Source organism: Legionella navarrensis (assembly GCF_052527415.1).
The window spans coordinates 57,439-76,924 of the sequence record NZ_JBNVZR010000015.1 but is presented as its reverse complement, the minus strand read 5'-3'; the positions used below and the strand labels follow the sequence as shown (position 1 = coordinate 76,924).

The window sequence follows — 19,486 nt, the reverse complement described above, 5'->3', positions numbered from 1 at the left end:
TATTCACGGAAAACGAGGCATCAAGTCAATCGTCCGTCATTGCGAGCGCCACTATACGGGGGTTAACATTTTTTGCTACCCTTTTCCTGACATATTCATTTAAGAGGATTCTATGACATTACAAAATACCATCGCTGTAGTAAGCGGCGGAGCCTCCGGTATGGGGCGTTCCTGTGTTGAGGCTTTGCGCGCCCGCGGTGTGCGCGTGGTTTTGTGGGACAGACACATTGACTCAGTCGCCGAAGAGGCCAATGTGCTCGCCATTGCCTGCGACGTCAGCTCGGATACTGAGGTTGAGCGGGCCATGCAGGAAACTATCAGTCAAGTCGGCATCCCGCGTATTGTCATCAATTGCGCAGGTATTGCTCCGGCTAAGCGGATGGTTGGCAAAGAGGGTGCCATGCCTCTGGCCGCGTTCAAACAGGTAATCGATATTAATCTGGTGGGTACGTTTAATGTCATGCGGGTTACAGCTGCTGCCATGATGAACCTGCCCGTTGACGAGGAAACCCAGGAGCGTGGGGTGATCATCAATACGGCCTCTATTGCGGCGTTTGAAGGGCAGGTAGGCCAACTGGCCTACAGCGCGTCCAAGGGCGGTGTGGTATCCATGACCCTCCCGGCAGCACGCGAACTGGCGGCTCAGGCGATACGCGTCAATACCATAGCCCCAGGTTTGATTGCCACACCCATGCTGTTAAATATGCCTCAGGAGGTGCAGGACAGTCTTGCCGCAACGGTCACTTTTCCGAAGCGATTAGGAAAGCCAGAGGAATTCTCATCTCTGGTGCTGCATATCATAGAAAACCGCCTGATCAATGGCGAGGTGATTCGACTGGATGGCGCGTTGAGAATGCAGGCCAGGTAATACAGGGTAACGCGGGGTGGGGGGGCAGGGTGCCTGCCCCATTCAGGCCTCCACCGCCAGATATTCCCGTATCGCCTTCAGAAACTTCAAACCGTAATGGCTTGATTTATGCTGACCAACACCCGATACATCAAGTAAATCATCCATCGATTCCGGTTTTTTTGACACCATTTCATGCAGAGTATTATCGCTGAAAATCATAAACGGTGGCTTGCCTTCCTGGTCAGCAAGCTGTCGCCGCAGATTGCGAAGGGTATCGAAGAGCGGATGGTTTTTCTGCTCCGCCGAATGACGGCTTTTCGATTTTTTGCTTTCTTTCAGCAGCGCCGGATCAGGCAGCGCAAGCATAATCGTTTCCTGACCCTTCAGCAGGGCTCCGGCTTTTTTGGTCAGACGCAGGACATTGAAATGATGAATATCCTGATAACAATATTCCTGGTGTATCAACTGCCAGGCCAGCAATTTCCAGTAGTTGCTGCTCTGATTTTTGCCTATACCATAGGTGCTCAGCTGATGATGGCCGGCGCGCTCAATTTTCTCTGAGGCCGATCCGCGTAAAACATCAATCACATAGCCCATGCCATAACTCTGCTTCAGGCGATAAATACAGGACAGGAGTTTCTGCGCATCTTCGGTGGCGTCCTGCATGATGGGTGGGTTATCGCAGATATCACAATAAGCGCAGGCCGTGTCGCAGGGCTCATCGAAATAACGCAGTAAAATCTGGCGGCGGCAGTGGCTGGCTTCTGCAAAAGCGACCATGTGATTCAGCTTGTTGTTTTCCACGCGCTGCTTTTGGTTGTCCTCAATGGCATGAACCCAGCTGCGCAGGCGGGCGCTGTCGGCTGGATCATATAAAAGCAGGGCCTGTGCCGGCAGGCCATCGCGACCGGCGCGTCCTGTTTCCTGGTAGTAGCTTTCAATGGTTTTTGGCAGATCGTAATGGACTACATAACGTACGTTGGGCTTGTCTATGCCCATGCCAAAGGCAATAGTGGCCACGATGATGTCGGTGCGGTCATGACGAAACAGGGACTGAACCTCACGGCGCTCACTGTGAGACATCCCGGCATGGTAACCACGTGCATGGAAGCCCAGTTCCTGCAGTTTGCCAGTGAGTTTATCCACGTTGTTACGCGTACCGCAATAAATGATCCCGGCCTGAGATTCCTGTGTCTCCAGAAACTGACTGAGCTGCCTCGTCGGGTTGTTTTTGGGCACCACGCGATAATGAATATTGGGGCGGTTAAACGACGCCAGATGAATCGTTGGTTCGTACTGCAGTTTGGCGACAATATCCTGGCGCGTCTGCTGATCGGCTGTGGCTGTCAGGGCAATGACCGGCACATCGGGAAAACCTGATTTTAAACGGCCAAGCTCAGCGTATTCCGGGCGAAAATCATGCCCCCACTGTGAAATACAGTGCGCTTCGTCAATAGCAAACAGGGCTATGCGGCAGTCGTTCAGACGATCAAGAAACGCATCACTGACCAGGCGTTCCGGTGCGATATACAGCAGATCCAGCTGATCATTGTGTAAGTCTGATAAAACCCTGCGCGAGTCGGCGCTGTTTAATGATGAATTGTAGTATGCTGCCCGTATGCCCTGCAGGCGCAGCGCGGCTACCTGATCTTCCATCAGCGCAATCAGGGGCGATACGACAATGGCCACGCCGGGACGAATCAGAGCCGGAACCTGATAGCACAGCGATTTTCCTCCGCCGGTTGGCATCAGTACCAGGGTATCGCGACCGGCAAGAATATCCGTAATAATCGCTTCCTGCAAACCGCGAAAGGCATCATAACCAAAGTATTTTTTCAGAACAGATGAGGGGTCATTTGCACTGGTTGGATTATAACTGGCAGTTTCCATGAGATTTTTTTCTTCTTTTATTTCGTAAACGCCAAAAATTGGCAATAATAACATCTTTATTTGTGGCATCATAAACAAACTCCAGGTATCGGACAAATAAATTCAAAGGACAACGCTATGGACTTTCTACTCAGCGAAGAGCATCAGGCATTTCGTGATATGGCCCGTGATTTTGCGCGTGACAGACTGGCACCTCACGCCGCCAGCTGGGACGAGCACAGCCACTTCCCCGTTGATGTGTTTCGCGAGGCAGCCCAATTAGGCATGGGGGGGATGGCGGCGGCAGAAGACATCGGCGGCTCCGGCCTGACGCGCCTCGATGCCTCGCTGATATTTGAGCAGCTGGCCACCGGCTGCATCCCCTCGGCTGCGTATCTGTCTATTCACAACATGGTGACTTCTCTGATTGACCGCTACGCCGATCAGGCTCTGCGCGTCCAATGGGGGCCTCGCCTGACCAGTATGGAATTACTGGCCAGCTATTGCCTGACCGAGCCTGACTCCGGCTCTGACGCCGCCTCTTTGAAAACCAAGGCTGTTCTGGATGGGGATCACTACGTATTGAATGGTGCAAAGGCCTTCATTTCCGGCGGCAGTGTGAGTGATGTATATTTATGCATGGTGCGCACCGGTGACGAATCTCATCATGGTATTTCCTGCCTGCTGGTTGAAAAAGACACGCCGGGCCTGAGTTTCGGTAAGCTGGAGAAAAAAATGGGCTGGCGCAGTCAGCCAACCTGCATGGTGTTTTTTGAAAACTGCCGTGTTCCGGTAGCCAACCGGGTCGGTAATGAAGGCATGGGATTTAAAATCGCCCTGAATGCCTTGAATGGTGGTCGGGTCAATATTGCTTCCTGCTCGCTGGGCGGCGCACTGGCCTGTCTGCGGCTGACTCAATCCTACTTAAAGGAGCGTCATCAGTTTGGCAGACCTCTGACCCAGATGCAGGCACTGCGCTTTAATTTTGCGGACATGCTCACGGACTTTGAGGCCGCTCGCTTAATGGTGCATCGCGCCGCCGATGCGCTGGATAAACAGGACCCACATGCACCCATGTATTGTGCCATGGCCAAACGTCAGGCAACAGATGTGGCGTTCCAAATCAGCGACAAAGCCATGCAGCTGCATGGCGGCTATGGTTACCTGCACGATTATCAGATTGAGCGTATTTTCCGCGATCTGCGTGTTCACCAGATTCTGGAGGGAACCAACGAAATCATGCGGGAAATTATTGCTAAATCGACACTGGATGATGATTACTTGATTGACTGACAGGAGTAAAAAAATATGGCCGTAATAGAGTGCAGTACCAGCAGTACCGGAATCATGACGATTACCCTGAATCGCCCGGAAAAACTAAATGCCCTGAACAGCGATGTGCTGCAGGAGCTGGCCTGTGCGTTTGCAGAGGCCAAAACCGACAGCAGGGTAAAATCTCTGTTGCTGACTGGAGCGGGCAAGGCTTTCTGCGCCGGCGCTGATATTTCCCGCCTTGCTGAATGCGATGCACAAAGCGGATATGAGTTTGCCTGTGCCGGGCAGGCGGTATTCCGTCAGCTGGAAACACTGGGCAAACCCTCTCTGGCGGCGATTAACGGATTTGCCTTTGGCGGTGGCTGTGAGCTGGCCATGTCGGCCACGCTGCGTATTGCTGCGGTCAGTGCGCAGTTTGGACAGCCTGAGGTAAAGCTGGGCGTGATACCGGGTTACGGTGGTACGCAGCGTCTGGCTCGTCTGGTGGGTAAGGGCCGCGCTCTGGATCTGTGCCTGACCGGGCGTTTCATCAATGCCGAAACGGCATTACAATGGGGGCTGGTAACGGGTGTTTATGAAGGCAGTGAGCTGCTGGAGCAGGGCGAGCGTCTGCTGGGAACCATCATGTCCATGGCGCCGCTCGCAATCGCCAGCACCATGGAGGTGATTGATAAAGGCTTCGATATGAACCTGCCCGATGCCCTGCATCTGGAGGCCGTGCACTTTGCCCTGACCTGCGCCAGCCAGGACAAACAGGAAGGGGTCTCTGCCTTTCTGTCGAAGCGTCCCGCCAGTTTTCGAGGGGTCTGATCCATGACGGCGGATATCATTTTTGAACGTCGGCAGCAGCTTGGCGTTATTACTCTGTCGCGGCCCAGTGCTCTAAACGCAATCACGCTGGATATGGTCAGGCTGATGCATGAGCAGCTGGCAGCCTGGGAGAAGGACCCGCAGATTCATGCGGTCGTTTTGCAGGCCGCGCCTGGCAAGGCGTTTTGCGCTGGAGGCGATGTCCGCTGGTTATATGATCAAGGTCTGGCAAAGAGCCCGGAGCAAATGCAGTTTTTCTGGCATGAGTATCGTCTCAATCATTTTATTCATCAGTTTTCAAAACCATATATTGCCCTGATGGATGGGATTACCATGGGCGGTGGTGTCGGCATATCTCTTCACGGCTCGCATCCCGTGGCCAGTGAAAATTTTCTGTTCGCCATGCCGGAAACCGGCCTCGGTCTGTTTCCGGATATTGGTGCCAGCTACCTCCTGGCACGCTGCCCAGACCGTATCGGTGTCTGGCTTGGCCTGACCGGAAATCGCCTGAATGCTCAGGACGCGCTGCTGGCAGGCCTGGTGCGCTTCACTGTGCCGGCGGAGCATTTTCCACGGATTATGGAGGGATTACATCAGCTGGATCTGAGCGTTAATGCCGGGCAGCAGGTTGATCGATTACTACAGTCATTGTCTGTGACAGGGACGGCTCCGCTCGCCAGCGAGCAGGAGAACATCAGGCGCTTTTTTGCTGCTGACAACATGACAGACCTGATGGCGACCCTGGAGAGCAGTGAGGTCCCGTGGGCTGCTGCCACTGCTGCCAGTCTGCGTCAAAAATCTCCGACCAGTCTGTGTGTGACCCTTGCTCAGATTGAGCGTGCCAAAACGCTGGATCTAAGGGACTGTCTCAGGATGGATTATTGCCTGGTCCGGCATTTTATGGCTGACCACGATTTTTATGAAGGGGTAAGAGCCCTGTTGATCGATAAAGACAAAAATCCTCGCTGGCAGCCTGATTCTCTTGAACATGTCAGCACTGGGCGAGTGGCTGCCTATTTTGAATGCGAGCAGCCTGTTCTTGATTTACGTTCCTGACATGCGCGCCTGCACTGCGCGTTGAATAATACGGGTGACGGGCCTTGCGAGGCCCACGCTGCCCAGTTCCTCTTGCGTAAACCAGCGACCTGATCCCTGAAAATCCTCACCTGCCATACTGACGGCCACAGAGCGCGCTTTGATGTGAAGATGAAAATGAGTGAACGAATGTTCTATCTCCATGATGTCTTTTACGCAGTCACAGATTAGCCCGTATTGCTCAGACACAAACTGTTCAGGGCAACAATCCGGCTCCACTGCCGGCAGGCACCACAGACCGCCCCACAAACCTGGTGACGCGCGTCGTTCCAGATAAATGCGCTGATCCTCCGTGTGCAATAATAAAAACTGTTCATGCCTGATCGGACGGATTTTTTTGATTTTTGCAAAGGGAAAATCCATCACACGCTCATGAATCCTTGCCTGGCAGCTTAAGCGTAAAGGGCAGTGGTCACAATCGGGTCTGGAGCGCGTACAACAGGTTGCGCCCAAATCCATGATCGCCTGAGTGTAATCAGCCGGGCGTTCGTGACTCATGCAGGCGCAGGCCAGACTCCAGAGTTGTTTTATTACAGAGGCCTGCCCGGGGGCTCCTTCCACCATAAAATAGCGGGAAAGCACCCGTTTGACGTTCCCATCGAGAATGGCGGCTGGCAGATTGAATGCCTGTGAGGCAATGGCTGCCGCAGTTGAATCGCCAATACCAGGCAGGCTGGTCAGAGCGGTCAGCTCATGCGGAAAAATACCGTTAAAACGCGTGCAAACCAGTTGAGCACTTTTGTGTATGTTACGCGCTCGGCTATAGTAGCCTAAGCCTGACCAGTGCGCCAACACCTGGTCTTCCGTGGCTGCCGCCAGAGTCTGAATATCGGGGAAGCTCTGCATGAAGCGCTCAAAATAGGGTATGACCGTTTGCACCTGAGTCTGTTGCAGCATGATTTCGGAAATCCAGACGCGGTAGGCCGTTTTGGGATGCTGCCAGGGGAGATTTTTACGGCCGTAGAGGTCAAACCAGGCCAACAGTGGCCGGCTGAACTGTTCCGTGAGCTTTGTCTTATCCATGATTTATTTCGGTAAAAAAGATGCAACACTGTCCGCAATGGAGCGCACAGGCCGGGTCAGGGTGCTGCCGAGCCATGCTTTCGTCAGCACGGGGTTAATTTTGCTGAAATCCGGTATCACGGATGGGTTGGTGGCCGTATCCTTTACCAGTAGCGGAAAGTACCCGCCCAGCAGCTGTTGAATTTTATTGATTTTTTTGTCCTCAATCAGCACGGTGGCGCGCAGGTGACCAAGCAGGGCGTAGTCATTTAAATTCAGCTGCGTATCGCCTTTAACCTGCAGATTATCCATTTGCAGCAGCAGGTCCTCGCTGTGCAGGGTATTGTTGTCCAGGTGATAGGGTATGCTCAGTAATTTAAAGGGCGAGTTACCGCTAAAAAACTGTGGATCGTTCAGCGGGTTGCCAGACAGGCTGAGTTTCATGCCAGGTTGAAGACCGATGAGCAGTTTATTGATTTTTTCGCTGCTGATTGCAATGATTTTGTTTAAATCCACGGCTTCAAGGCTACCGTCTTTTACGCTGATATTGCCGCTGCCCAGCGCCGTCGCCTGCCAGTTACTCCGGCCTGTATCAATCTGCGCATGCAAGGACATATCCAGTTTGCCTTTGATCAGTGTCTTACCGAATATATCAAGCGTCATTCTGCTGCTGTTCAGGGCGCTGGCTGTCTGATTGATCTGCAGATTTTTCTCAGAGAGTTCATAACGTAAATCGCCAATAGACTGTCCTTCATAGAGGTTTATCGTCAGGGGATTTAACTGAAGAATACCCTGTCTGAAGCTGGTATTTGCGTGAATTTTTGCGATTTTGATCTGCGCGCTGCGGAGATTCTGAATGTCCAGCTGACCGGTCAGGCGGGCGGATTGCAATTGCGCTGCGGGATTACGCAGGAGAGCGGTTGACAGAAGAGTATAGCCTTTGAACTGAATCTTGCTGCTGAACAGTTTTTTGTGCTGATCCTGGTACTCGATACCGGATTTTAACTGGAAGGGAAACAGGCCGGACTCCAGGTTGATATGTTCGGCACCAATTTGCAGGTTGCTGAGTTTTACCTGCTGTTCTCTGCTCTGAAGAATGACCTGCCCCTGGCTCAGCATGAGCCTGTCAATAGCCAGCTGTTCGCCAAAGGGATTGCTGCTGGCCGCACCGGTTTTTTTAACGGCAGTATTGGTATTTAATGGGGCATCGGTGTTAATGCGGGCGCGAAAGCCTTTGACATCTATATCGTTGAAAACCAGTCTGCCTCGTAACAATGGCGTAATTTTAAGATTGAACTGCAGATTATTCATGTGCAGGAAATAATCACTTTTGCTGTTTTCGTTACCAACCTCGACATCTGTGATTTTTATGCCAGGCTGCGGGAATATCTGCCAGTGGATGTCGCCATTTATCTGACTGGGCTGAGAGCTGATGGCACTGAGCTGGCTGCTGACATACTCGCGTAATACTTCTGGTTTTATGGTGCGGGAAAGAATCCACAGGCTGAGGCTGCTGATGAGCAGGAGCAGCAGCGAGGCTGCGAGGAGTTTTTTGATAAGCTTCATTCAGAGCATCTGTTTAAATAAAAGGCAATTTTAACCCTTCAATGAGTTAAGTCAAGGTCTTTAATTCCCAGAAAAAATAAATTTGAAAATTATATTGCGCTTTACAGAAAAAATAGATTAACCTGATAGTCTTCCCTCAAGAAAAGACAGGGAAGACGAGACGTGGATTTAGCTTTTCAGTTGTGCCTAGGAGGAGTCAAATAAATCAAGGAGAGCGTCGTGAAATCTAATCAATCAGAAGTAATTGTTCTAAAGCCAACCAAAGTTTTCCTATCCTTCCTTGCCTCTCAGCTGCCTGATATTGATTTGCCAGACTTGCGTTTGTTACAGACAGATAACACGGCTTATGTGATTGCGAAACAAAGCGACGATGAAGAAACACTAAACGAAATCGAACGTCATTTTCCCACCATGTTTCGCCACGAAATCTGTCGCTGGCTGGGTGAGGACGCGCGTCATGAAATCGAAGGGAGTTTTCTCGATTTTCTGTGTTGCTTTAAGTTCGAACTGCACTCGCAAATGGTATTGCTTGAACAGACACTGGCCGAAGGTCAGCAGATGTTGCGGGTTAAACCGCGTTCTGTTTTGTTAAAATGGATAAAAACGTCGGTTGAGGATAACAGCGAATTAACAAGTATTATGGAGCGAGTGAGCGTCAGTCATCTGGCTGAAAATGCCACGGTGATCGTGAAAAATTTCCATAATCTGTCAGAAATAAAGCCTTTCCTGAAACAATATTATCGCCCCATCTTTGAAGCAGAAATGCTGCGAATGTGCGAAGATCCTGAGCAGTGGCCCGAGGTGGATTCATACCAGACTTTCAGCCGTTATTTTGCCGTGGATATTCACACCCAATTGATTCACTTGTCTTAAGGAGAGTCTGCTATGGAACCAGTCAGTATTGCTATCATTTGTGTGGCGGTTTTTGGTGCGGTAGCAACTTTGGCGGCCTTTGTTCGTCAGCTGTTATTAAGTCGCGACAAAAAACTGAATGATCTGGCACAGCAACGTGCGCTGGCACAGGAAGCCAGTGTGCTGGAGCGCATGCGTTCTCAAATGACCAGTGGCAAGCGCTTTGACGCGCATTATCAGGTTCTTGGTTCAAACAAAGTGGCGATTCAGTACCTTGACAGGAAAATTGATGATTTGTTTACTCGAAAGTCCGACTTAATCCAGAAATATGCTCAGGTGGCATTGCGTGAATCGTCAGCCATCATAACGGGTGAGCAGACGGATGAACGCAGACAGGTCTTTGACAGGCTGAAGTCAGAAATTGACAATGAGCTGCGGGCTTATGATAAAGAGCTGGAAAATTTACAGATCCGACGTGGAAACCTTTGGGATTCGCACAAAGAACTGGAAGACTATTTACTTGAACAGGAAGAAAAGCGTAACAAGCAGTTAGACGGGCTCTATGAGAAACACAGTGTAATGCTCGAAAAACTGTATGTGCGTCATGCGGACAACAACGAAAAGATTGCCAGAATGACCATGGAAGCCGGCACCTCGACGTATAAGGAATCGATGAGGGCTCCGGTGAAACTGATATCGGCATTCCGGTCATCGCAATATGGATCCACCGATGCCTTGCATGCGGAACTGGCTCGTCGTAAACGTGTGCTGGCGGCTGAGCGTGAGTTAAACGAAGACAGCGTCTCAGATGCTCATGTTTCACGTTATCATAGCTCCGAATCCAATCTGTTGAATTAAGTCTTACAGCCGTTGCCTCCCGGATTACGGCTAAACGCCTAATCCGGGCTACGTGTTCGCTGTGAATATCCATTGTAAATCCCTTGTAGCCCGGATTAGCGCCAGCGTAATCCGGGAAGCAGGCTGATTTTTAATTGCCATTTAGATGTTAATTGTGCATAATTGCCCGATTATTAATCTCAATGGAAGGGTTTTGCTTATGAAAACTAAGATTGCTGTGGCTGCGTTGTCCTGCTTAATCGCGCTATCCTCTTGGTCTGCTTCAATAAACGATTTATTACCCAACGAACGTAATACGGTAGAGTTGTTCAAAAAATTCTCTCCAAAAGTAGTATACGTTCATCGTATGTCCACCGTGCTCAAGCGTCCATTCTCCAGAGTGCAGGTACCTTCCGGTGCCGGTTCGGGCATTATCTGGGATGATAAAGGGCATATCGTTACCAATTTTCATGTGATCAACGGTGCCGAGGCACTCAGCGTCAGTATTGGAGAGGTAACTTTCCCAGCCAGGGTGGTGGGTGTCGAGCCACGCAAGGATATTGCGGTGCTGGCGGTGAGCTCTCCAAGAGCACTTGCCATGCTGAAATCCTTTAAACCCTTCGAATTGATACACAGTACCGATTTGATGGTTGGCCAGCAGGCGCTAGCCATTGGTAATCCCTTTGGCCTCGATCACTCGCTGACCGTTGGGGTGATCTCAGCCCTGGGACGACAGGTTCCCGGAGCGGGCGGAGTGACGATTCGTGAAATGATTCAAACGGATGCATCCATCAATCCGGGCAACTCCGGCGGACCCTTGCTTGACAGCAAAGGCCGCTTGATCGGCATGAATACCGCTATTTTTTCTAACACAGGCTCATCTGCCGGTATCGGCTTTGCCGTTCCTGCTGATGATCTGGAGCACATCGTTCCACAGCTGATTAATAAGGGACGCGTAGTGTTATCCGGTATCGGCGTTCAGCGTGTCGAGCCCAGGCTTGCTGCCCGCTTTGGTGTTACCAAGGGGATTATGGTCGCAGATGTAATCCCCAACAGCCCGGCAGCGAAAGCCGGCCTGCAGGGTACCTGGCGTGATAGCTACGGTCGTCTGCATCTGGGCGATGTGATCACCGCCATCAATGGAAAACCCACCAATAACTATGATGTGTTTTACCATTTGCTCGCCAAGGTCAAGGTAGGCGAAAAAATTGAGGCTACGGTATTACGACAGGGGAAAACCTTCCACATCCCGATGCGCACAATTGACATATCAGCAGTAGGTTAAACGCCATACTGCTGATGATATGCCTGTAACCGGGCAACATTTTTGCTGTCGCCGGATTCATCGAGGTACGCAAGCAGATCATGGAAGCTGATAATCGAGATGACTCGAATGCCTTGCGCCTCGATCTCGGCCAGTGTGGAAGCCTCTCCAGCTCCTCGCTCACAACGATCCAGCGCGATGACCACGGCCGTCAGATTGCCTCCATTTTCCCTGATCTGCCCGGCGGCCTCACGAAAAGCGGTTCCTGCTGTAATCACGTCATCAATAATCACCGTTTTTCCGCTTAAGGGCGCGCCAATCAGGATGCCGCCTTCGCCATGATCCTTCACTTCCTTGCGATTAAAGGTGACTGTTGTATCGATGCCTTGTTCAGCCAGGGCGACCGCTGTGGCTGTTGCCAGTGGCAAGCCTTTATATGCGGGACCAAACAGGTGATCAAACTCAAATTTTTGTTCTAACAGGGCCTGAGCATAGAACTGACCCAGTTTCTGCAGGGCACTGCCTGTATAAAAAAGACCGGCATTGAAAAAGTAGGGGCTCTGGCGACCAGATTTCAGCGTAAAATCGCCGAACTTGAGTACATTAGACTCCAGGGCCAGTTCAATAAAGGCGCGCTTGGAATGCGAAGAAATACCTGGCATGATAAAACTCTCCATCAGATGTTCGGGGCGGAATCAGCGATATGGTAATGGAATTGTCGACGTGGGTAAATCCATGGCACAAAGTAGTTTAATTCTCTGTTCAGGGGAAATTAATTGTCATATCTTGCGTATTTTTATATTTAATCTATTGAATCAGAAAGATTTTTCCGTTATTTTTTCGAGACGACATTTTTTTGTCATTGCAATGATGTGTTTTGTACAACCGAGGAGATTTCATGTCAGATAGAGAAACGGGCCTTGTAAAATGGTTCAATGAAAAAAAGGGATTTGGATTTATTGTCAACACTCATGGCGATGACATATTCGTACATTACAAAGATATTCAAGGTACTGGTTTTAAAACCCTGCACGAAAATGAGCGCGTATCATTCATGCTGGAAAAAGGCCCAAAAGGCTTCAAGGCTCAGGACGTTGTTGTTGTAGCTGAACAGCAGTAGATTTCGTTTTTTCTGTTGCCCGCTGAGTAACAGAAGTCACTGCTCATCGTCTGTGTGAGCATTGGCAAGACAATCTTCCGTCATTGCTTTGCTGGCCCTCGCAATGACGGAGTTCCATGCTCTCTGCAGACGTCCCCGTGTTTTAATTGTTAATAATTTGTTACTATTACTATTTCCTTTTCGTTTTGACACGTAAGTGTGGTCCCCGTCTGCGCGGGGACGACACATGTCAAAATTAAATGGAAATGGTACTATATACTCATATTTTTTGCCCAGGGGACGTATTGTATGACAAACCTCATTGAGCCTGTTCGACGTGTAGCCGTTATCACCGGCGCTGCGAGCGGCATTGGCCTGTCACTGGTCAAGACCTGTATTCAGCGTGGCATGGACGTGGTCATGGCCGATAATGCGACAACCCGGCTCTGTGATCAGGTAGAGCAGATGAGCGGCCTCTCGGAAGGAAATGTGCTGGGCGTTGTGTGTGATGTTACGCGTCCCGACAGTCTTAAGCATCTGGCCAAACAGTGTTTTGATCGCTTTAACCGTGTTGACTGGTTATTTAACAATGCGGGCATCAGTGGGCAGCTGGCCCCTCTGTGGGAGCTGAGCAATGAGCATATTCGCCGGGTAATGGACGTGAATCTGCATGGTGTTATCCATGGCATCCAGGCTTTTTTTCCTTTGCTTTTTCAGCAGGAGCATCGCGCTCATGTTATTAACATGGCCAGTTTTTATGGCTTATGCAGCGGTTCGCAGATGTCGGCCTATGCCATGTCAAAACATGCTATTGTAGCCTTGTCAGAGTCCTTGTATTTTGATCTGAAGCGTCTGGATAAACCAGTAGATGTCTCCGTTGTCTGTCCTTCCTTTGCCAGTACACAGCTATTAAGTAATTCCGAGCCATCGCAAAACGGCGCGCTGCACAGCATGCTGAATGATTTGATTGCCAGAAGCCGTCCGGCAGATGATATTGCTGAACATGTCGTCCGTGAAGTTGAGAAAAATACGTTTTATATTTTGCCGGACAAAGAGGTTAAGGATTATTGTGAGCAACGGGTACAGGCTATCATTCAGCAGACAGTCCCTCATCAACACAGTCTGGAAAAAATTATCTCTTCCCTGAGCCGGCGCGCTGATTCAGTCCGGGCTTGCCAGCCCCTTGAAAACTCAGATCTGACCTGAGCAGCAGGGATCCAGCGAAAAATACTCATCCGTTTCTGTCGAACTTGAGCTGGATACGGATGAAGGGGACATTGGCAGTCTTGTTCTGTGCATTCCCAGAATAACAGGCGTTTTAGTCGAAAAAAAAGACGAGCAGGACAAAGTCTGAAAACGTCCGTCAGGGCTGGTTAACGGATGGCTTTGACTGCTGCCTGCCGGATGGCTGCTGCCCCGATACCGGGTGGTGTCTGCATGCGTCTCTCTATAATAAGGTTCCCTGACCCGGAAAGGTCTGTAATCCCGCGCGCAGTTCAGGCTGGTCGTGATATAAAAGCCTTCCGCCTGAGCATCCAGAAAGTTCCTTACGGGTTTACCTGTTGTTCCACTGCTGATGAGTCCCTGATGTTGATAAGGGCTTGAAACAATACAGTCCCCCGCCATTTCCTTGATCGCCAGGTGATATTCCCTGTTAATGGTTCCGGTGCCTGTAAGGGGTTCGTATGCCGTTATTAAGGGTATGATTTTTTTACCCGTTTCATCGACCGCACCCTGATAGTGCACCAGTTGCAGGGTCAGGCTCCCGGGCAGGAGATACGGGTATGAATGAAAAAATGTCTGTAAGCCTTCAAGAACAGTGACATTGTGATCATAAAATGAAAAGTGCAGGGTATCTTCAGGATGTTCTGAGGCAAATTTATGGATTTGGGCATATAGAATGGAAAGCTTACTGTCGTCATATAGCCAGTCGAAGACCGGGGTTCCCTTCAGTTTACTGTCATCGTAGCCGGGATGATTTTCATTAAGGCGACGCAGGGCGGTATCAAAAATTTCCTCGTCAGATAGATTGTTGTAGAGGCTGGCCAGAAGAAATCTGTCAGCTTTTGCACCAAGATGTTCCGCGAGTTGCAAAAAAAACGGATAAATAGAACCATAATCCCTGGAGTGAGCGCGATCATCTCGAATAGACTGACAATAGGAACCAATAAACAGGGTGGTTGATTGATAGCGTGTACTGGCTTTTCGGATGCCATCGAGGAGCTCTTTATTGTCCCTGATGATGTTACTTTTGGACGATTGCGTTAATAAACATCCATTAAACTCAAAAGAAATACCTTGGATTAAAGGCATGATAACGTCCTCACAGCACAGGCTTCTGCTAAATCAGAAGCCTGTGGAACTGAACATTCAGGTTTTATACTGTTTTACACAGTGCTTTCAGGTTATGGTCACCGTTGTTAGTCAGTTCTACCTGAGCGGCAGACTGTGCGCTTAATGTGATCTTTTCGTCATTGTGCACAACGATGTCAACGCTGTCGCCTGAGCTCAGGGACTGTCCATTAATGGAGCCGGTACGCTTAATTGCCTTAACGTGAATAACACTTTCGTTATCGATAGACTTAATAGTGCAGACGGCTTTAACCGTAAACATGGTGTAATTGGTAAATATTTCCGGTTTGTTTACATCCAGCTCATAGTCAGCACTGATCCGGGCAGCCAGATCGTGTGTCATGGCAAAGGATGAAGAAGCCAGCAGACTGCCGGCACACAACAGACTTAAACCGATTTTTCTTAACATAATTAACTCCTAGGGTAACAAAATCAATGCGCTAAGATACCTTTATTTTTATACAGTGGCAATTATAAAAACAAAATCAGTGATTTAATATACAGCAAAATGACGCAGTGAGCCCGGGCTTACGGAGGCCCCGGATTAGGCGAAGCCGTAATCCGGGAACTTCACTTATACCTGATCATCCAGATATTTTTCGGCATCCAGAGCCGCCATACAGCCAAAGCCGGCAGAGGTTATCGCCTGACGATAAACATGATCCGCAACATCACCGCAGGCAAAAACACCGGGAATGGACGTCGCGGTTGCCATGCCCTGCAGACCTGAACGAATGGTCAGATAACCATCCTGAGTCATATCAAGCTGATCACGGAACAGGCTGGTATTGGGCGTGTGGCCAATCGCGATAAACACACCATCAACCGGCAGAGTCTGTTCTTCGTTACTGTTCACGTCACGCAACCGGGCGCCGGTCACTTTCATCTGGTCACCGACTACTTCTTCGAGAGTGTGATTCCATAGCAGTTTCACGTTGCCGGTACGGGCTTTTTCGAACAGCTTGTCCTGCAGTATTTTTTCAGAACGGAGGCTGTCGCGCCGATGAACCAGTGTTACCGATGCGGCAATATTGGACAGGTACAGCGCCTCTTCAACCGCCGTATTGCCGCCACCAATCACGCAGACGTGCTTATTACGATAGAAAAAACCATCGCAGGTTGCACAGGCGGACACACCGCGACCCTGATAGGCTTTTTCAGAATCAAGACCAAGATAACGAGCTGAAGCGCCGGTGGCGATGATCAGGGCATCACAGGTATAGACTTCGCTGTCGCCATGCAGGACAAAGGGACGTTGACCGAGTTCCGCTTTCACAATATGATCGAAAATAATCCTGGTATCGAAACGCTCGGCATGTTGTTGCATGCGCTCCATCAACGCAGGGCCCTGCAGGCCTTCAATATCACCAGGCCAGTTGTCTACATCCGTTGTGGTGGTTAACTGACCGCCCGGCTGCATACCGGTTAACAGTACTGGCTGAAGATTGGCGCGTGCCGCGTAAACGGCGGCTGTATAACCCGCGGGACCAGAGCCAAGAATTATCAGGCGATGGTGATTGTTGCTTGAGATCATCTCTGCCTTCCTTAATGAATTGTGTTAAGATAAGTGACGCATAGTATGATACAAACACGGGCATTAAACCAGATTATGGCAAAACAAGACATGACATCAAAAAATAAAAAAGCCTTACCGCTCTTTATCATGCGCCGCGTGAGCGAGGGCAGTTTTATTTTTATCCTCAGCTGCGCATTGTTTGTGCTGCTGTCGCTCGCATCCTATCATCCTGACGATCCGGCCTGGTTTAATCATGGCAAAGTATCAAATGCCTGCGGCCAGATTGGTGCCAGCATAGCCTTCGGCCTGTATTTTGTATTCGGGTATTTTGCCTACGTGCTGCCCTTGTGTGGAACCTATGTCGCCTGGATAGTTCTGCAGGATCATCGTGCTCTGCGGACTGTTGATAAACCGGCGCTGCTGCTAAGAAGCAGCGGACTGCTCTTTTTTATGATTGGCTCATGCAGTCTGCTCAGCCTGAACAGCCACTCGACCCGTTTCAGCGCCGGAGGCTGGCTGGGAGATTTTATTGGTGGAGGATTCGATTACGCGCTGAGTGTGCAGGGGGCTTCCTTACTTTTAATGGCCATTACACTTGCGGGAATTACATGGCTGACGGGGCTGTCCTGGGTAAAGGCCATCGAATCTGTAGGCTGCTACACGCTGACCGCAGGCTCCTGGCTGTTACAGCGCCTAAAATCAGGGCTGAGCCTGGCGGTCCGTTTGAGTCGCTGGTTTAAAGAGCGTGCGCATGTACGAGCCTCTGTAAAAACCATGCCACGCCTTGCTGCGCCTGAGCGGGTTAGAAAAGAAAAAAGCGCTCCCGTGCTGAGTGCCGCCCCCATATTAACACCTGACGCAGCCGCTAAACCGGTTGTAGTGGTACCGTCCTATACAGATATTGCTCCGGCATCCCCCATACCGCCGGCAGCAGTCAAGGCACCCGCTCCGGCAAAGGAGCCACGTCCGAAACCCCTGGTTTCAGGCGACTTACCCGGACTGGAACTGCTCGACAAAGGTCTGCCAGGAAAGCCCATGGGTGGCTATACTCATCAGGAGCTGGAAGCCGTGTCGCGCAATGTAGAGCAGCATTTGCTTGATTTTGGCATTCACGCCGATGTGGTAGCCGTTCACCCTGGTCCGGTAATTACCCGCTTTGAGCTGCAGCTGGCGCCAGGAATCAAGGTCAGTAAATTATCCGCGCTGTCCCGCGACCTCGCGCGTTCGCTGTCGGTCATCAGCGTGCGTGTCGTTGAGGTTATTCCGGGCAAAACCGTTGTCGGCCTTGAATTACCCAATCAGCATCGCGAGATGGTACGCTTATCAGAAGTTCTGTCAGCGGATGTGTATCAGCAGGCACATTCGCCGCTGACACTGGCTCTGGGTGTCGACATCGCCGGGCATCCCATGGTGGTTGATCTGGCTAAAATGCCCCACCTGCTGGTAGCGGGAACCACCGGCTCTGGTAAGTCAGTCGGTATTAACGCCATGATTCTGAGCCTGCTGTTCAAGGCCACACCTGAACAGGTTCGTCTCATCATGATCGACCCCAAAATGCTGGAGCTGTCCGTTTATGATGGTATTCCGCACCTGCTCACGCCGGTTGTTACCGACATGAAAGAAGCCGCCAGCGCGCTGCGCTGGTGCGTTGCTGAAATGGAAAGACGCTATCGTCTGATGTCGGCCCTTGGGGTGAGAAATCTTGCTGGTTACAATACCAAAGTGGCTGAGTACGCCGCGAAAGGCGAACCGCTGAAGGATCCCATCTGGAAACCAACCGACTCCGTCGACGCTGAGGCTCCCTTGCTCGAAACCCTGCCATTTGTAGTGGTGTTCATCGACGAGCTGGCTGACATGATGATGGTTGTTGGCAAGAAGGTAGAGCAGCTGATAGCCCGGATCGCCCAAAAGGCGCGGGCCGCCGGTATTCATCTGATCCTGGCAACGCAAAGGCCGTCCGTCGATGTACTGACCGGTCTGATTAAATCCAACATTCCCACCCGCATATCGTTCCAGGTTTCGTCAAAAATTGACTCACGTACCATTCTGGATCAGCAGGGCGCAGAGCAATTACTTGGTCATGGTGATATGCTGTACCAGGCACCCGGAACCGGCACGCCGTTGCGTGTACACGGTGCTTTTGTTGACGACAAGGAAGTGCATCGCATTGCCGATGACTGGCGCGCGCGCGGGGAGCCTGATTATATCGATGAAATTACTCAGATTATGGATCCATCTGAGATGAGCACGTCCGAAGACGCTCAGGATACGGAAGAGGCCGATCCCTTGTTTGATCAGGCGGTTGAGTTCGTGCTGCAAACCCGTAAAGCCAGTATTTCCTCGGTTCAGCGTCGCTTAAAAATAGGCTATAACCGCGCCGCGCGTCTGGTTGAAGAAATGGAGCGAATCGGCATAGTAGGCCCCCTGGATGGTGGTTACCGAGACGTATTGGTTACATCCGTTACCGAGGATTAATAATGAAAAAATTTCTTGTTCTGGTGTTGGTTTTGATAGTGAACACGGCCCTTGCGCAATCCGCCAGCGAAGATGTTCAGGCACGGCTTAACGCCATTCGCAGCATGACAGCTGATTTTACCCAGGTGGTGAAGGCCGGAAGGCGCGAGGTGTCCAATTCATCGGGCAGCATGGCTCTGCTCAGGCCGGGGCGATTCCGCTGGCAGACCAACAGCCCTCTGGAGCAGCTGATCGTGGCCGACAGTAAGAAGCTCTGGGTATACGACGTTGATCTCGAGCAGGTTACCGTGAAAAAGCAGGAAAAAGGGCTGGGTGGCACGCCTGCCTTGTTTCTAAGCGGTTACGACGATACCGTGGCGCGTGATTTTGATGTAGTCGAAACGAGCAAAGGTGACAGAGCTGGCTTTGAACTGCGAGCCAAATCCAGCAAGGAAAATTATCAGCGGGTTGTTCTCAGCTTTAAAGGAGACGCGCTGGATCGCATCGAGTTTTTTGATCAGCTGGGTCAACACACCATTGTCAGCTTGAGCAAGGTAAAAACCAATCCCACGCTGGCCGCGCGTTTATTCCAGTTTAAACCGCCCAAAGGAGTGGACATTGTCGAGCAATGACGCGCCACTTGCG

Annotated in this window: 18 protein-coding genes; 11 read left to right on the top strand and 7 right to left on the bottom strand. The window is 50.7% G+C overall.

Annotation, left to right across the window (positions count from 1 at the left end):
- Positions 1–112 precede the first annotated feature (112 nt).
- On the top strand, positions 113–868 hold the full coding sequence (locus tag ACQUTA_RS10010; protein ID WP_444988095.1) for an SDR family oxidoreductase: 756 nt from the start codon (positions 113–115) through the stop codon (positions 866–868).
- 42 nt (positions 869–910) lie between these two features.
- Here the strand turns inward: ACQUTA_RS10010 and recQ are convergent, their stop codons facing one another.
- Positions 911–2,740, bottom strand: coding sequence for a DNA helicase RecQ (gene recQ / locus ACQUTA_RS10005; RefSeq protein WP_444988117.1), 1,830 nt, complete (start codon positions 2,738–2,740; stop codon positions 911–913).
- Positions 2,741–2,857: 117 nt separating this feature from the next.
- Between recQ and ACQUTA_RS10000 the strand changes: the two genes are divergently transcribed.
- The 3 genes from ACQUTA_RS10000 to ACQUTA_RS09990 are packed head-to-tail and all read left to right on the top strand — an operon-like array spanning position 2,858 to position 5,860.
- Positions 2,858–4,012, top strand: coding sequence for an acyl-CoA dehydrogenase family protein (locus tag ACQUTA_RS10000; protein WP_444988094.1), 1,155 nt, complete (start codon positions 2,858–2,860; stop codon positions 4,010–4,012).
- A 15-nt stretch (positions 4,013–4,027) separates the two neighbouring features.
- A complete protein-coding gene (locus ACQUTA_RS09995; protein WP_444988093.1) occupies positions 4,028–4,804 on the top strand; it encodes an enoyl-CoA hydratase/isomerase family protein in 777 nt (258 codons plus the stop codon).
- A gap of 3 nt (positions 4,805–4,807) precedes the next feature.
- Complete coding sequence (locus ACQUTA_RS09990) at positions 4,808–5,860, top strand: enoyl-CoA hydratase/isomerase family protein (protein WP_444988092.1); 1,053 nt, start codon at positions 4,808–4,810, stop codon at positions 5,858–5,860.
- Here ACQUTA_RS09990 and mutY read toward each other — a convergent pair.
- Positions 5,849–6,922: an A/G-specific adenine glycosylase gene (gene mutY, locus ACQUTA_RS09985; RefSeq protein ID WP_444988091.1), complete on the bottom strand. Its 1,074-nt coding sequence runs from the start codon at positions 6,920–6,922 to the stop codon at positions 5,849–5,851. The genes ACQUTA_RS09990 and mutY overlap by 12 nt on opposite strands.
- A gap of 3 nt (positions 6,923–6,925) precedes the next feature.
- On the bottom strand, positions 6,926–8,467 hold the full coding sequence (locus tag ACQUTA_RS09980; protein WP_444988090.1) for an AsmA family protein: 1,542 nt from the start codon (positions 8,465–8,467) through the stop codon (positions 6,926–6,928).
- Between the two features lie 219 nt (positions 8,468–8,686).
- Here ACQUTA_RS09980 and ACQUTA_RS09975 point away from each other — a divergent pair, with 219 nt between their 5' ends.
- The 3 genes from ACQUTA_RS09975 (at position 8,687) to ACQUTA_RS09965 (ending at position 11,441) form a co-directional block, all read left to right on the top strand.
- A complete protein-coding gene (locus ACQUTA_RS09975; RefSeq protein ID WP_444988089.1) occupies positions 8,687–9,340 on the top strand; it encodes a hypothetical protein in 654 nt (217 codons plus the stop codon).
- 12 nt (positions 9,341–9,352) lie between these two features.
- Positions 9,353–10,177: a hypothetical protein gene (locus ACQUTA_RS09970; RefSeq protein ID WP_444988088.1), complete on the top strand. Its 825-nt coding sequence runs from the start codon at positions 9,353–9,355 to the stop codon at positions 10,175–10,177.
- Between the two features lie 199 nt (positions 10,178–10,376).
- Entirely contained in the window at positions 10,377–11,441 is a 1,065-nt protein-coding gene (locus tag ACQUTA_RS09965) for a S1C family serine protease (RefSeq protein WP_444988087.1), read from the top strand.
- Here ACQUTA_RS09965 and pyrE read toward each other — a convergent pair.
- Positions 11,438–12,082 carry an orotate phosphoribosyltransferase gene (pyrE, locus tag ACQUTA_RS09960; protein WP_444988086.1) on the bottom strand — a complete coding sequence of 215 codons (645 nt, stop codon included), beginning with the start codon at positions 12,080–12,082 and terminating at the stop codon, positions 11,438–11,440. The genes ACQUTA_RS09965 and pyrE overlap by 4 nt on opposite strands.
- Before the next feature lie 236 nt (positions 12,083–12,318).
- Here pyrE and ACQUTA_RS09955 point away from each other — a divergent pair, with 236 nt between their 5' ends.
- Positions 12,319–12,540 carry a cold-shock protein gene (locus tag ACQUTA_RS09955; RefSeq protein ID WP_444988085.1) on the top strand — a complete coding sequence of 74 codons (222 nt, stop codon included), beginning with the start codon at positions 12,319–12,321 and terminating at the stop codon, positions 12,538–12,540.
- 288 nt (positions 12,541–12,828) lie between these two features.
- Positions 12,829–13,725: an SDR family NAD(P)-dependent oxidoreductase gene (locus ACQUTA_RS09950; protein ID WP_444988084.1), complete on the top strand. Its 897-nt coding sequence runs from the start codon at positions 12,829–12,831 to the stop codon at positions 13,723–13,725.
- Here ACQUTA_RS09950 and ACQUTA_RS09945 read toward each other — a convergent pair.
- The 3 genes from ACQUTA_RS09945 to trxB all read right to left on the bottom strand — a co-directional run bounded on the left by ACQUTA_RS09945 (position 13,711) and on the right by trxB (position 16,405).
- The gene (locus ACQUTA_RS09945; RefSeq protein WP_444988083.1) at positions 13,711–14,832 is read right to left on the bottom strand and encodes a hypothetical protein; all 1,122 of its coding nucleotides are present in this window, start codon (positions 14,830–14,832) and stop codon (positions 13,711–13,713) included. The two genes, ACQUTA_RS09950 and ACQUTA_RS09945, sit on opposite strands and share 15 nt — an antisense overlap.
- Positions 14,833–14,896: 64 nt before the next feature.
- On the bottom strand, positions 14,897–15,280 hold the full coding sequence (locus ACQUTA_RS09940; RefSeq protein ID WP_444988082.1) for a hypothetical protein: 384 nt from the start codon (positions 15,278–15,280) through the stop codon (positions 14,897–14,899).
- 165 nt (positions 15,281–15,445) lie between these two features.
- Positions 15,446–16,405 (bottom strand): thioredoxin-disulfide reductase, encoded by a 960-nt coding sequence (gene trxB, locus ACQUTA_RS09935; RefSeq protein ID WP_444988081.1) that lies wholly within the window; start codon positions 16,403–16,405, stop codon positions 15,446–15,448.
- A gap of 75 nt (positions 16,406–16,480) precedes the next feature.
- On the opposite strand from trxB, the gene ACQUTA_RS09930 reads away from it, so the two are divergent.
- Entirely contained in the window at positions 16,481–18,862 is a 2,382-nt protein-coding gene (locus tag ACQUTA_RS09930) for a DNA translocase FtsK (protein WP_444988116.1), read from the top strand.
- A gap of 2 nt (positions 18,863–18,864) precedes the next feature.
- A complete protein-coding gene (gene lolA / locus ACQUTA_RS09925; RefSeq protein ID WP_444988080.1) occupies positions 18,865–19,473 on the top strand; it encodes an outer membrane lipoprotein periplasmic chaperone LolA in 609 nt (202 codons plus the stop codon).
- The last annotated feature ends 13 nt before the right edge of the window (positions 19,474–19,486 follow it).

Excerpts from the sequence above, each read along its gene's own strand:
- ACQUTA_RS10010 (WP_444988095.1), top strand. The coding sequence starts at position 113 with ATGACATTACAAAATACCATCGCTGTAGTAAGCGGCGGAGCCTCCGGT.
- recQ (WP_444988117.1), bottom strand. The coding sequence starts at position 2,740 with ATGGAAACTGCCAGTTATAATCCAACCAGTGCAAATGACCCCTCATCT.
- ACQUTA_RS10000 (WP_444988094.1), top strand. The coding sequence starts at position 2,858 with ATGGACTTTCTACTCAGCGAAGAGCATCAGGCATTTCGTGATATGGCC.
- ACQUTA_RS09995 (WP_444988093.1), top strand. The coding sequence starts at position 4,028 with ATGGCCGTAATAGAGTGCAGTACCAGCAGTACCGGAATCATGACGATT.
- ACQUTA_RS09990 (WP_444988092.1), top strand. The coding sequence starts at position 4,808 with ATGACGGCGGATATCATTTTTGAACGTCGGCAGCAGCTTGGCGTTATT.
- mutY (WP_444988091.1), bottom strand. The coding sequence starts at position 6,922 with ATGGATAAGACAAAGCTCACGGAACAGTTCAGCCGGCCACTGTTGGCC.
- ACQUTA_RS09980 (WP_444988090.1), bottom strand. The coding sequence starts at position 8,467 with ATGAAGCTTATCAAAAAACTCCTCGCAGCCTCGCTGCTGCTCCTGCTC.
- ACQUTA_RS09970 (WP_444988088.1), top strand. The coding sequence starts at position 9,353 with ATGGAACCAGTCAGTATTGCTATCATTTGTGTGGCGGTTTTTGGTGCG.
- ACQUTA_RS09965 (WP_444988087.1), top strand. The coding sequence starts at position 10,377 with ATGAAAACTAAGATTGCTGTGGCTGCGTTGTCCTGCTTAATCGCGCTA.
- pyrE (WP_444988086.1), bottom strand. The coding sequence starts at position 12,082 with ATGCCAGGTATTTCTTCGCATTCCAAGCGCGCCTTTATTGAACTGGCC.
- ACQUTA_RS09955 (WP_444988085.1), top strand. The coding sequence starts at position 12,319 with ATGTCAGATAGAGAAACGGGCCTTGTAAAATGGTTCAATGAAAAAAAG.
- ACQUTA_RS09950 (WP_444988084.1), top strand. The coding sequence starts at position 12,829 with ATGACAAACCTCATTGAGCCTGTTCGACGTGTAGCCGTTATCACCGGC.
- ACQUTA_RS09945 (WP_444988083.1), bottom strand. The coding sequence starts at position 14,832 with ATGCCTTTAATCCAAGGTATTTCTTTTGAGTTTAATGGATGTTTATTA.
- ACQUTA_RS09940 (WP_444988082.1), bottom strand. The coding sequence starts at position 15,280 with ATGTTAAGAAAAATCGGTTTAAGTCTGTTGTGTGCCGGCAGTCTGCTG.
- trxB (WP_444988081.1), bottom strand. The coding sequence starts at position 16,405 with ATGATCTCAAGCAACAATCACCATCGCCTGATAATTCTTGGCTCTGGT.
- ACQUTA_RS09930 (WP_444988116.1), top strand. The coding sequence starts at position 16,481 with ATGGCAAAACAAGACATGACATCAAAAAATAAAAAAGCCTTACCGCTC.
- lolA (WP_444988080.1), top strand. The coding sequence starts at position 18,865 with ATGAAAAAATTTCTTGTTCTGGTGTTGGTTTTGATAGTGAACACGGCC.